This window comes from Bradyrhizobium tropiciagri, assembly GCF_018130505.1.
Lineage (GTDB): Bacteria > Pseudomonadota > Alphaproteobacteria > Rhizobiales > Xanthobacteraceae > Bradyrhizobium > Bradyrhizobium tropiciagri_B.
In genome coordinates this window covers 152,958-165,325 of sequence record NZ_JAFCKH010000010.1, presented here as the reverse complement: position 1 = coordinate 165,325, position 12,368 = coordinate 152,958, and the positions used below count along the sequence as shown (strand labels likewise).

The following is a 12,368-nucleotide window of genomic DNA, read 5'->3' as shown; positions in this document are numbered from 1 at the left end:
GGAACAATCGTAGCCTACCCCGCCGGCTGGAACGAATCCGCGCGCGCCATCGCCCAGGCGTCGCGGTAGCGGCGGTCCTGGGTGCCTTCGAGCAGTTCGCCGGGGTGCAGCGCCGGATAGAGCTCGGCGAAGCTGCAGACCTCGGTGGTCGAGGTACGCTGGGAGAAGTGGATCGGGCGCAGGTCCCGCGTGTGCTCGAGGCCGGCGGCGGCGAGCAGCTCGCTCAGCGCATGCAGGGTCGAGTGGTGGTAATTGTACACGCGCTCGATCTTGTCGGGCACGAACAGCGCGCGGTTACGCGTCGGGTCCTGCGAGGTGACGCCTGTCGGGCAGCGGTCGGTGTGGCAGCTCAGCGACTGGATGCAGCCCAGCGCGAACATGAAGCCGCGCGCCGAATTGCACCAGTCGGCGCCGATCGCCATCGCGCGCGCCATGTCGAAGGCGGTCGCGATCTTGCCGGAGGCGCCGATCTTGATGCGGTCACGCGCGCCGATGCCGACCAGCGCGTTGTGGACGAAGTTGACGCCCTCGCGCATCGGCATGCCCAGATGGTCCATGAACTCGAGCGGCGCGGCGCCGGTGCCGCCCTCATTGCCGTCGACCACGATGAAATCGGGATAGAGCCCGCTCTCCTTCATCGCCTTGCAAATCGCCAAAAACTCCCAGGGATGGCCGATGCACATCTTGAAGCCGGCCGGCTTGCCGCCGGACAGCTTGCGCATGTTGGCGACGAACTCCATCATCTGCAGCGGTGTCGAGAACGCCTTGTGATAGGCCGGCGAGATGCAGTCCTCGCCCATCGGCACGCCGCGGATCTTGGAGATCTCCTCCGAGACCTTTGCCGCCGGCAGCACGCCGCCATGGCCGGGCTTGGCGCCCTGGCTGATCTTGAGCTCGACCATCTTGATCTGGTCATCGCCGGAGATCCGCGCGAACTCGTCGGGGTTGAAGCTGCCGTCGCGGTTACGGCAGCCGAAATAGCCGGAGCCGACCTCCCAGATGATGTCGCCGCCCATCTCGCGGTGATAGGGGCTGACGCCGCCCTCGCCGGTGTCATGGGCGAAGCCGCCCTTCTTGGCGCCGGCATTCAGCGCCCGCACCGCGTTCGGGCTGAGCGCGCCGAAGCTCATCGCCGAGATGTTGAACACCGAGGCGGAATACGGCCTGGTGCAGTCGGGGCCGCCGATCTGGATGCGGAATTTGTGCTCGGCATGCGGCTTGGGCGCCACCGAATGGTGCATCCACTCATAGCCCTCGCGATAGACGTCCTCCTGGGTGCCGAACGGCCGTTTGTCGAGCACCATCTTGGCGCGCTGATAGACCACCGCGCGGGTATCGCGCGAGAACGGCATGCCATCCTTCTCGCTCTCGAAGAAATACTGCCGCATCTCCGGGCGGATTTCCTCGAGCAGGAAGCGGACATGCGCCGAGATCGGGTAGTTGCGCAGCACCGCGTGGTTCTTCTGCGTGAGGTCGCGGATGCCGAGCAGCATCAGCGCCCCGAAGATGACCAGCGGGATCAGGATGATCTTGAATATCTTGGGGTCGAAAATGCCGACGAGCAGCAGCAGTGCAGTGACGACCGAGCAGATCGTCATGATGATGAAGCGCGGCGAGAACGGTAGCAGCAGCGTTTCCATAATTCCCTCAACCAAACCGGCAGGGCCGTCTTGTCGGCGTCAAGCCTAATCCAACTCAACGATCGAGTGCTACACGTTATATCCGCCGGGCAGTCACGGATGTGACAACCGCCCGAATGGGTGGGTATCGGTGCCGCAATCGCGGAAGCTGGGCACAGTGTCTTTTGCGGTGCAACCAAAGGGGCCACGAAAGTGGTCCGCCCCCTCGCCCCGCGCTTGCGGAGAGAGGGTTGGGGTGAGGGGCTGTCTCAGCAAACATGGTGACAGTTGGATTCGCGGAGAGTCCCCCTCACCCGGACCGCATCTTCGATGCGATCCGACCTCTCCCCGCAAGCGGGGCGAGGTGAAGAACCCACCGTGCTGCCTAATGATCGTGCGGCTGCAATTCGTGCGGGATGTGGCCCTCCTTCAGGCCGTCGCCTTCGATCCATGCGTTGGTGGTGTCGAGCGCCCGCGCGATATGGTCGGAGGTCCGCGAGAAATCGTAGGGCGAGCCGACCAGCGGGCAGAGCGGCGGCACCACGAAATACTCGATGTCGGGGCCGAGATTTTCGAGCTCATTGACGAGTTGCCGTGCGATCAGCAGCGTCAGCGCATGCAGCGCGTTGGCGAGCGCGCCGACCGGCGGCGCCTGGTTGGCGCAGGCATGCCCGGTCGGCAGCACGATCAGGCGCTTGGCGCCATGCCGGACCGCGACGCGGACCGGCGTGTTGCTGGAAATTGCCCCGTCAGCCAGGAAGCGATCACGGTAACGCACCGGCGTGAACGCGCCGGGGATCGCGGTCGATGCGACGATCGCCTCCGCGGTCGGGCCCTCCGACAGCACGACGCTGTCGCCGGAGATGATGTCGGTGGTGACGATATGCACCGGGACCCGCGCGTCTTCGAGATTACGGAACGGGATGTGATCGTCGATCAGTTTGCGGATGCCGTCGTGCGGGATCAGGAAGTCGCGCCGCCACAGAAAGCTCGCCAGCGTCCGCCAGGTCACCGGAAACACGTCATTGCGGTTCAGGCCGCGCCAGATCTGGGCGAGCCGCGCGACGCCCGAGACCGTCGGATCGCCGGCATAGAAGGCGCCGTTCAGAGCACCCACGCTGGAGCCGACCACGAGGTCGGCAGTGACGCCGTGCGCGGCCAGCGACTGCAGCATGCCGACCTGGACTGCACCAAAACTGCCACCACCGGCGAATACGAAGGCGGTCCTCGGTGCGTCCGGCTCGGTGATCGACAAGATGCTGCTCCCTGCCCGCCGCGTTCGGGAAAGGCTGCGCGGCGTTGCCAAGGTTATAGCAAGGGAGAAATGGTGCGCGCCATATCGGCGCTCGTCGTCGCGGGGACCGCGACCCCTCTCCCGCTGGCGGGAGGACGCACTGCCAAAATGCCGAAAACAACCCCATGCAAAGTAGCCCGCGGCTGCCGGCGTTCGGCGGCGACTTGACACGTCGGGCAACTCAGGGGTAATCTTCCATTATTCCGAAGTCGCGCAAATGTTCATCGCCCCTGCTAGCCGCGGGGCGGACGGAGTTCGCCGCGAATATCTTCGCACAAATGCAAAAGGCCGGAGCCCGATGGGCCCCAGCCTTCGCAAAACGGAGAATGGTGGTAATGGGTCCTGGCTTTCGCCAGGACGACAGAATCAACGCTCCACGGCCTTAGCGCTCGACGAACGCCTTCTCGATCACGAAGTGGCCGGGCGTGTTGCCGCTGCCTTCCTTGAAGCCGCGGGTCTCGAACAGCTGCTTCAGTTCCTCCAGCATCCCCGGGCTGCCGCACATCATGATCCGGTCGGTCTCGATGTCGAGCGGGCCCTGATGCAGATCGGAGAACAGCTGGTTGGAGGTGATGAGGTCGGTGATGCGGCCGCGGTTGCGGAACGGTTCGCGCGTCACGGTCGGATAGTACAAGAGCTTCTCGGAGAGCAGCGGCCCGAACAGCTCGTCGTCACGCAGCTTGGCGACCAGCTCCTCGCCATAGGCGAGCTCGGAGACCTGGCGGCAGCCGTGGACCAGCACGATCGAGTCGTACTGATCATAGACCTCGGGGTCCTTGATCAGGCTGGCGAACGGCGCGAGGCCGGTGCCGGTCGACAGCAGCATCAGCCGCTTGCCGGGAATGAGGTTGTCGGTGATCAACGTGCCGGTCGCCTTGCGGCCGACCAGGATGACGTCGCCCTCGCGGATCTTCTGAAGTTTCGAAGTGAGTGGACCGTCCTGCACCTTGATCGAGAAGAACTCGAGCTCTTCCTCGTGATTGGCGCTCGCCATCGAATAGGCGCGCAGCAGCGGCCGGCCCTCGACCTCGAGACCGATCATGGCGAACTGGCCATTCTGGAAGCGAAACCCGGAATCGCGGGTGGCGCGGAAGCTGAAAAGCGTATCGGTCCAGTGATGAACAGAAAGAACCTTCTCTCGATAGAACGCGCTCATGGGATTTCGTTTTCTCGACTGATTCAGATTTAGAATGGTTTGATTTCTAGACTGCCCGCAAAGGCGCGAAAGTGGCCGAAATCACTGAAGATCTCGCGTGTCCATTGCGCCGATGGAAGAGATAGTCAAGATCAACTGGCGCGCAATTGCGATCTTCGAATGGCAGTCGTTCGGATTCGCCGGAAGGTTCAGCCACGACATCGTTAACGCGCTGTGACGACAGCAATTTACTTGCTGAGATCACCGCCGATCTGGCAAATAATTGCTACGAGAACCGGGCGATAAGGAAAATCATTCAGTGGTCCTGATCAGCCAGCGAATCTTCCTGGAAACCATCAAAAAGTATTGTCTGGCACGCGATATTGCATGCGAGATCAGGTCCGGCGGCTGGCTGGTGATCATGCGGCGGGACGGACGTCGGCAGCTCGCGATCGGCTACGATGTCGGGCTGAACAGCGCCGTCGCGCATCAGGTCGCGAATGACAAGGCGGCTTGCGCGGAAGTGCTGGCGGCGGCCGGCATTGAGGTGATCCCTCACACGCTGTTTCTCGGCCCGCGCCACAGCCCGCATATCCCGGAATCCGGCTCCATCGACGCGATGGCGCGGCTGCTCGATGCGCATCCGCGCGGTCTCGTCGTCAAGCCCAATGAAGGCACATCCGGCGAGCTGGTGTGCCGCGTCAGCACACGGGCGCAACTGGAGACGACGGTCGCGCGTATCCTCGCCGAGTATCGCGCGCTCGCGATCTCGCCCTATGTCGAAATCGACGACGAGGTTCGCTTGGTGCTGCTCGATGCACGCCCGCTGATCGTCTACGGCAAGACGCGCCCGCACGTGACTGGCGACGGCGTCCATTCGCTGCGCGAGCTTGCGCAGCGAATGACCACGGCCGCGCAGCTCAGAACCATCACCGAGGATTTCGACGCGGCCGAACTCGACGCCATTCCGCCCGCCGGCGAACGCCGACTGGTGAACTGGCGGCACAACCTCGATGCCGGCGCCGAGCCGGTGCTGCTCACGGACGGCGCGGCATACGATGCCTGCGTCGCGCTTGCGGTCAACGCCGCGCAGGCGGTCGGCATCCGTTTCGCCTCGATCGACGTCGTGCGCGTCGATGGCACGTGGAAGGTGCTCGAGGTGAATTCCGGGGTGAAGATGGAAGAGCTGGGCAAGCGGCATCCGGCGCTGGTCGAGGCGGCGTATCACGCCGCGCTGGATGCGGTGTTCGCCGAAGGCGCATAAAATCACCGTCGTCCCGGCCTAGTGCGCAATTGCGCACTAGGCCGGGACGACGGTGGTGCTTGAGACTCGACCTCCCTACTCGCTCTCGTCGAGCACCTTGAACGCTTCCTCGAGCTGCGGCGAGATCGCGACGTTGAGCTTTTCGCCGGTCGGCAGGCGGGCGATGAACCACTTGTTGTAGAGCGGAACGATGTCGCGATTGGAGGCGAGCTTGCGGAAGGCGCGCTCGACCACGTCCTTCATCTGCTTATCGCCCTTGCGGTACATGATGCCGTAGGGATCGTAGGACAGATAGTCGCCGGTGACGCGATACTTGTCCTGCGACTTGTGCCGCGCGATCAGGCCATAGAGCAGGATGTCGTCGGTCGCGAACGCGTCCGCCTTGCCGTCAACCAGCATCTGGTACGACTGCTCGTGATCGGGCGAGGTGACGACGTTGAGCCCGAGCTGCTGCTTGGCGTTGACGTTGTTGATCGCCTGCTCGTTGGTGGTGCCCTTGGTCACCACCACGGTCTTGCCCTTGAGGTCGGCGATCTGGGTGACGCCCGAGGCCTTCGGCACCATCAGTTTGGTGCCGGCCACGAACATCAGCGGCGAGAACGCGACCTGCTTGGCGCGCTCCGAATTCGCGGTGGTCGAGCCGCATTCAAGGTCGATCTTGTTGTCGACGACCGCGGGAATGCGATCGTCGGAGGTGACCTTGACGTAGTCGACCTTGAGGTTGGCGTCGTCGACCTCGACCCCGATCTCCTCCACGATCGCATCGCACAGTTCGAGGCTGTAGCCGATCGGCCGGTTGGAGTGATCGAGGAACGAGAACGGCGGCGAGCTTTCGCGATAGCCGATCCGCACCGTGTGCGTGGCCTTGATGTTGGCGAGCGTGGGGCTGAGCCCCTCGCCCGCGGTTTGCGCCGAAGCCGGTGCCGCCAGCAGACACGCCAGCAGCATCAGGCCTTCAGCCCGTATCGGCCTCCAGCGGGGGCGATGCATGCATCCCTCCCATCAATGGCCGGCCATCACGGCGCCCGGCACCGCATCCTGCGGCACCGCATCGTCAGGCCCGAGCTCATGCTCGGCCTTCAGCTCGCCCTCCCACTTGGCGACGACGGCGGTCGCCAGCGAGTTGCCGATCACGTTGGTGGCGCTGCGGCCCATGTCGAGGAATGTGTCGATGCCCATGATCATCAACAGCCCCGCCTCGGGAATACCGAACTGCGACAGCGTCGAGGCGATCACCACCAGCGACGCGCGTGGCACGCCGGCAACGCCCTTCGAGGTGATCATCAAGGTCGCCAGCATCGCCAGCTGCGTGCCGAGCGACATCTCGATGTGGTAGGTCTGCGCGATGAAGACGCTGGCGAAGGTGCAGTACATCATCGTGCCGTCGAGGTTGAAGGAATAACCGAGCGGCAGCACGAAGGCCGAGATCCGCGACGAGGCACCGAACCGGTTCAGCCCCTCCAGCGTCTTCGGATAGGCCGCCTCCGAGGAGGCGGTCGAGAACGCGATCATCAGCGGCTCGCGGATCAGCCGCAACAGATGACTGTAGCGTGGCCCGATCACGATGAAGCCGACCACGACGAGGATCGCCCACAGGATCAGCAGCGAGAGATAGAAGCCTCCCATGAAGACGATCAGCTTCCAGAGCACGCCGAGGCCGTTCTTGGAGACGGTCGCCATGATCGCCGCCCACACTGCGAGCGGCGCGAACAGCATCACATAGCCGGTGACCTTGAGCATGATGTGAGCGAGATCGTCGATCAGGCTCATGATCGGTTTGGCGCGCTCGGGCATGGCGCCGAGCGCCACCGCGAAGAACACCGCGAACACCACGATCTGCAGGATCTCGTTCTGCGCCATCGCATCCGCGATCGAGGTCGGAATCAAATGGGTCAGGAATTTCTCGATCGAGAAGGCCGACACTGGCAGGCCGGTCGCCTGGCCCTTGTCGGGCAGCGTGCCGGGGAAGTTGGCGCCGGGCTGCAGCAGGTTGACCATCACGAGGCCGAGCAGCAGCGAGACGAACGAGGCGGAGACGAACCAGCCCATGGTCTTGGCGAACACGCGCCCGAGCTTGGAGCCGCTGCCCATATGGGCAATGCCGCCGACGAGGGTCGCGAACACCAGCGGCGCGATGATCATCTTGATCAGGCGCAGGAACAGCATCGCGATCAGGTTGACGTCGGCTGCGATCTCGGCGCGGCTATCAGGAAAGTAGTTGAAGACGATCGTCCCCATCGCGATGCCAAGCGCCATCGCAATCAGGATATACTGCGTAAACCTGCTGGACATTCTCTTACCCCCGTAAGTTCCCGGCGAAGGGCAAGTGTGGCAGATTTACGCAGCGACGCAACACGCTTCGCGCCCGGCGGGTTTTTCCGCCACGTTCCCGTTGTGGAATGCCAGCGCGCGGACTAGCGTTCATGCAGCGCACAAACTGTGCAACGAGATGCGCGCAGCGCAGTCAATTGCAACGCAAACCGCCACGACGAGGGGAGACGAACGCCATGAACGACACCGTCAATCGCCAGATCCTGCTGGTCGAGAAGCCGACCGGCAAGCTCGGCCCCGAGCATTTCCGTCTCGTCAGCGGCGCGATCCCCGAGCCGAAGGACGGCGAGGTGCTGGTGCGCACGCGCTACATCTCGCTCGACGCCGCCAACCGCGCCTGGATGCATGGCGCGACCTACCGCGCCGCGGTGGAGGCCAACACCGTGATGGCCGGCGGCAGCATCGCCGAGGTGGTGGCCTCAAAGGCGCCCGGCCTGAAGCAGGGCGACCTCGTGTTCGGCGACACCGGCTGGCAGGACTACGCCGCGCTGCCCGCAAAGCATCTGTCGAAGATGCCGAAGCTGGAGCCGATGACGCATCTGCTCAGCGTGTTCGGCATCGCGGGACTGACCGCCTATTTCGGCCTGCTCGATGTCGGCAAGCCCAAGCAGGGCGAGACCGTGGTGGTGTCGGCGGCGGCCGGCTCGGTCGGCTCGATCGTCGGCCAGATCGCCAAGCTCAAGGGCTGCCGTGTGGTCGGCATCGCCGGCGGCAAGGACAAGTGCAACTGGCTGACCAGCGAGCTCGGCTTCGACGCCGCGGTCGACTACAAGGACGGCGCCACCTACAAGGCGCTGCGCGCCGCGGCGCCGAACGGCATCGACGTCTATTTCGACAATGTCGGCGGCGACATCCTGGAGGCCTGCCTTGCACTGATGAACAACCGCGGCCGCATCGCCTGCTGCGGCGCGATCTCGCAATATGACGGCGTCCCCTCCGCGCACGGCCCGCGCGGCGTGCCCGGCCTGATCGTGGTGAAGCGGCTGGTGATGCAGGGCTTCATCGTGATGGACTACATGGACCAGCGCGACGCCGCCCTCGCCGAGCTGCAGTCCTGGGTCGCCGCCGGCAAGCTCAAGGTGCAGGAGGACGTCATCGACGGTCTCGCCAACACCCCGCAGGCGCTGATCGGCCTCCTGGCCGGCGAGAACCGCGGCAAGCGCATGGTGAAGGTGTAGCGTTCTTCCTTACCTCTCCCCGCTTGCGGGGAGAGGTCGGATCGCATCACGAGATGCGATCCGGGTGAGGGGGTACCGGTCTCAAAATACGCACCGCCTTGCGGAGAGAGCCCCTCACCCAACCCTCTCCCCGCAAGAGCGGGGCGAGGGAGTCATCGAGCCGTGCAGGATGTGGTGGGCACGCTGCGCTTTGCCCTGCGCAGCCATCGATCTTGGCATCGTCTCCCCACACGTCGTCCCGGCGAAAGCCGGGACCCATAACCACCGAAGGTCATGGTTCGCAGCGCTGGGGCCACAGCGTTCCTCAACAATCCAATCCTGTGGTTATGGGTCCCGGCTTTCGCCGGGACGACGCGTGGAGAGACCTGCGCGGAGCTAATGCACCGTACCCGGTGCCTGCTGCGCTGCCTGTGGCTCGGCCGTCTTGCCCTTCTTTGCCTTGCGCCAGTTCTCGAAGCTCTGCACCACGACGAAGAACGCCGGCACGAACAGCACGGCGAGGCAGGTCGAGGCGATCATGCCGGAGAACACGGTGATGCCGATCGACTTGCGGGCGTTGGCGCCGGCGCCGGTGGCGAGCACCAGCGGCAGCACGCCGAGGATGAAGGCGAACGACGTCATCAGGATCGGGCGGAATCTCGCGCGCGCCGCGTCGATCGCCGATTGCAGCACCGTGTGGCCGTCGCGCAGATGGCGTTCGAGCGCGACCTCGACGATCAGGATCGCGTTCTTGGCCGACAGCGCGATCAGGAGGATGATGCCGATCTGGGTGTAGAGGTTGTTGTCGATCCGCAGGCCGGTCAGCACCAGCATCGGGCCGAGCAGCGACAGCGGCACCGCGAGGATCACCGAGATCGGCGCGTACCAGCTCTCGTACTGCCCGGCGAGCACGAGGTAGACCAGCAGCAGCGCCAGCGCGAACGTGTAGTAGATCTGGTTGCCGACCGCCTTCTCCTGGTACGACATCGCCGTCCATTCATAGCCCGATCCGGGCGGCAGCGTCTTGGCGGCGATCTCCTCCATCAACGCCATCGACTGGCCAGACGAGTAGCCCTGCGCCGGCAGCCCGATGATGGTCGCGGACGGATAGAGGTTATAGAGGCTGATCAGCGACGGCCCGACCGACGGCGTGATCTTGGCCACCGTGCCGAGCGGGATCATGTCGCCATTGCTGTTGCGGACTTGCATGTTCTGGATATCGCGCAGGCTGAGGCGATACTGTGCGTCGGCCTGGGTGTAGACCTGGAACGTGCGGCCGAACTTGGTGAACTGGTTGACGAAGCTCGCGCCGACATAGGACGACAGCGCCGAGAAGATCTGGTCGGGAGTGACATGCAGCGTCTGCGTCTTGATGCGGTCGACCTCGACGTCGTATTGCGGCACCATCGAACGGAACGAGGACTGCACGCGCTGCAGCGCGCTCTGGGTCTGCGCATTGGCGACGATCGCCCCGGTGATCGCCTGCAGCTTGCCGTAATCGGCGTTGCCGTCACGCAGCTCGACCTGCATGGCGAAGCCGGCGGCGTTGCCGATGCCCTGGATCGGCGGCGGCGGGATCACCAGGATGCGCGCCTCCGGGATCACCGCGAGCTTGTCGTTGAGGCCATAGACCAGCGAGCGCAGATCCTCGCCCGGTCCGCGGGCGCTCCAGTCCTTCAGGATCAGATAGGCGACGCCGCCATTGGCGAGGCTCGACGAATTGTCGAGCGCGGAGATGCCGGCAATCGAGATCACCTGATCGACGCCCGGCGTCTTACCGGCGATCTCGGTGACCCTGTCGAGCACCTGCTGGGTGCGATCGAGCGCGGCGCCGTCGGGCAGCTGCACCGCGGCCAGAAGGTAGCCCTGGTCCTCGATCGGGATGAAGCCGGTCGGCACCCGCGACAGGCCGTAGCCGGCAATGCCGATGATGATGAGCGCGATCGCGACCGAGGTCTTGGCGTGCCCGGCAATGCCGCCGACGATGCGGGCATAGAAGCGCTCGAGCCGGTCATAGACCGCGTTGAAGCCGCGGTAGAAGAAGTTGCGCTGCTCCGGCGGCGCCGGCGGGCGCAGCCACAGCGCGCACTGGGTCGGCTTCAGGGTCGCGGCATTGACCGCGCTGAGCAGTGCGGTGGCGGCGATGACGAGTGCGAATTGCGCGTACATCCGCCCGGTCAGTCCCGGCAGGAAGGCCGCCGGCAAAAACACCGAGATCAGCACCAGCGTGATGCCGACGATCGGGGCGAACAATTCATCCATCGCCTTGATCGCGGCGTCGTGGCCGGACATGCCGCGCTCGATATTGTGCGCCGCGCCCTCGACCACGACGATGGCGTCGTCGACCACGATGCCGATCGCCAGCACGATCGCGAACAGCGTCGACAGATTGATGGTGAAGCCGAGCGCGGCCATCGCCGCGAAGGCGCCGATGATGGTGACCGGCACCGTCGTCGCCGGCACCAGCATGGCCCGCCAGTCCTGCAGGAACACCAGGATCACGACCAGCACCAGCAGGCCGGCCTCGATCAGGGTCTTGTAGACCTCTTCGATGGAGGCGTTGACGAACTTGGTGGTGTCGAACGGCGTGTCGTATTTGATGTCCTGCGGGAACTGCTTTGACAGCTCCGCCATCTTCTTCTCGACCGCCTTCTCGACCTGCAGCGCGTTGGCGCCGGGCGACTGGAACACGCCGATGCCGACGGCGGGCTTCTGGTTCAGCGAGAAGATCTGGCTGTAGGTCTGCGCGCCGAGCTCGACCCAGCCGACGTCGCGGACCCGGGTGACGTCGCCGACGGTGCCGCTCTTGACGATGATGTTCTCGAACTGGCTCGCGTCATCGAGCCGGCCGTTGACGTTGAGCGTGTACTGGAACGCCTGGCCGGCCGGCGTCGGCGGCGCGCCGACCTGGCCGGCGGTGACCTGCTGGCTCTGCTGCTGGATCGCCTGGATGACGTCCTGCGGCACCAGCCCGAGCACCTGCATCTTGTTGGGATCGAGCCAGACCCGCATCGAATACTGTCCGGCGCCGAACACCGTGACGTTGCCGACGCCGGGCAACCGCGACAGCTCGTCGCGAATGTTGATGGTGGCGTAGTTCGACAGGAACAGGCTGTCGTAGGTCCTGTTCGGCGAGGTCAGCGTCACGAACAGCAGGATCGAGGTCGATTTCTTCTGAACCGTGACGCCCTGGTTCTGCACCGCGGTCGGCAGCTGCGACAGCGCGCTGGAGACGCGGTTCTGCACCAGCACCTGCGCGAAGTTGAGATCGGTGCCGATCTTGAAGGTCACAGTCAGCGTATAGGTGCCGTCGGCGCCGCTGTAGGACTGCATGTAGAGCATGTCCTCGACGCCGTTGACCTGCTGCTCGATCGGCAGCGCTACGGTGTCGACCACGGTCTTGGCCGAGGCGCCGGGATAGCGCGTCGTCACCTGCACCGTCGGCGGCACCACGTCGGGATATTGCGCGACGGCGAGGTTGTACAGCGACACGCCACCGAGCAGGATCATCAGGATGGCGATGACGTTGGAAAGGACCGGGCGCTCGATGAAGAATTTCGAGATCATG

8 protein-coding genes are annotated in these 12,368 nt (G+C 64.6%); 2 read left to right on the top strand and 6 right to left on the bottom strand.

The genetic code is table 11. From position 1 onward, the window contains the following. Positions 1–14: 14 nt before the first annotated feature. From JQ633_RS25040 to JQ633_RS25030, 3 genes are all read right to left on the bottom strand, one after another. The gene (locus JQ633_RS25040; protein ID WP_211987756.1) at positions 15–1,640 is read right to left on the bottom strand and encodes an FMN-binding glutamate synthase family protein; all 1,626 of its coding nucleotides are present in this window, start codon (positions 1,638–1,640) and stop codon (positions 15–17) included. A 364-nt stretch (positions 1,641–2,004) separates the two neighbouring features. Then, positions 2,005–2,874 (bottom strand): patatin-like phospholipase family protein, encoded by an 870-nt coding sequence (locus JQ633_RS25035; RefSeq protein ID WP_211987755.1) that lies wholly within the window; start codon positions 2,872–2,874, stop codon positions 2,005–2,007. Between the two features lie 421 nt (positions 2,875–3,295). Then, complete coding sequence (locus JQ633_RS25030) at positions 3,296–4,069, bottom strand: ferredoxin--NADP reductase (RefSeq protein WP_211987754.1); 774 nt, start codon at positions 4,067–4,069, stop codon at positions 3,296–3,298. A gap of 298 nt (positions 4,070–4,367) precedes the next feature. Between JQ633_RS25030 and JQ633_RS25025 the strand changes: the two genes are divergently transcribed. Then, positions 4,368–5,312 (top strand): ATP-grasp domain-containing protein, encoded by a 945-nt coding sequence (locus JQ633_RS25025; RefSeq protein ID WP_211987753.1) that lies wholly within the window; start codon positions 4,368–4,370, stop codon positions 5,310–5,312. A gap of 75 nt (positions 5,313–5,387) precedes the next feature. Here the strand turns inward: JQ633_RS25025 and JQ633_RS25020 are convergent, their stop codons facing one another. Continuing rightward, on the bottom strand, positions 5,388–6,302 hold the full coding sequence (locus JQ633_RS25020; protein WP_211987752.1) for an amino acid ABC transporter substrate-binding protein: 915 nt from the start codon (positions 6,300–6,302) through the stop codon (positions 5,388–5,390). Positions 6,303–6,314: 12 nt separating this feature from the next. Then, positions 6,315–7,604 (bottom strand): dicarboxylate/amino acid:cation symporter, encoded by a 1,290-nt coding sequence (locus JQ633_RS25015; RefSeq protein ID WP_211987751.1) that lies wholly within the window; start codon positions 7,602–7,604, stop codon positions 6,315–6,317. Positions 7,605–7,819: 215 nt separating this feature from the next. Between JQ633_RS25015 and JQ633_RS25010 the strand changes: the two genes are divergently transcribed. Further along, entirely contained in the window at positions 7,820–8,821 is a 1,002-nt protein-coding gene (locus JQ633_RS25010) for an NADP-dependent oxidoreductase (protein ID WP_211987750.1), read from the top strand. 375 nt (positions 8,822–9,196) lie between these two features. Here JQ633_RS25010 and JQ633_RS25005 read toward each other — a convergent pair whose 3' ends face one another. Then, on the bottom strand, positions 9,197–12,367 hold the full coding sequence (locus JQ633_RS25005; protein ID WP_211987749.1) for an efflux RND transporter permease subunit: 3,171 nt from the start codon (positions 12,365–12,367) through the stop codon (positions 9,197–9,199). Between the last annotated feature and the right edge of the window lies 1 nt (position 12,368).

What these genes read in the sequence shown, in the direction of transcription:
- JQ633_RS25020 (WP_211987752.1), bottom strand. Translation starts at nt 6,302, where the DNA reads ATGCATCGCCCCCGCTGGAGGCCGATACGGGCTGAAGGCCTGATGCTG.
- JQ633_RS25005 (WP_211987749.1), bottom strand. Translation starts at nt 12,367, where the DNA reads ATGATCTCGAAATTCTTCATCGAGCGCCCGGTCCTTTCCAACGTCATC.
- JQ633_RS25015 (WP_211987751.1), bottom strand. Translation starts at nt 7,604, where the DNA reads ATGTCCAGCAGGTTTACGCAGTATATCCTGATTGCGATGGCGCTTGGC.
- JQ633_RS25040 (WP_211987756.1), bottom strand. Translation starts at nt 1,640, where the DNA reads ATGGAAACGCTGCTGCTACCGTTCTCGCCGCGCTTCATCATCATGACG.
- JQ633_RS25010 (WP_211987750.1), top strand. Translation starts at nt 7,820, where the DNA reads ATGAACGACACCGTCAATCGCCAGATCCTGCTGGTCGAGAAGCCGACC.
- JQ633_RS25030 (WP_211987754.1), bottom strand. Translation starts at nt 4,069, where the DNA reads ATGAGCGCGTTCTATCGAGAGAAGGTTCTTTCTGTTCATCACTGGACC.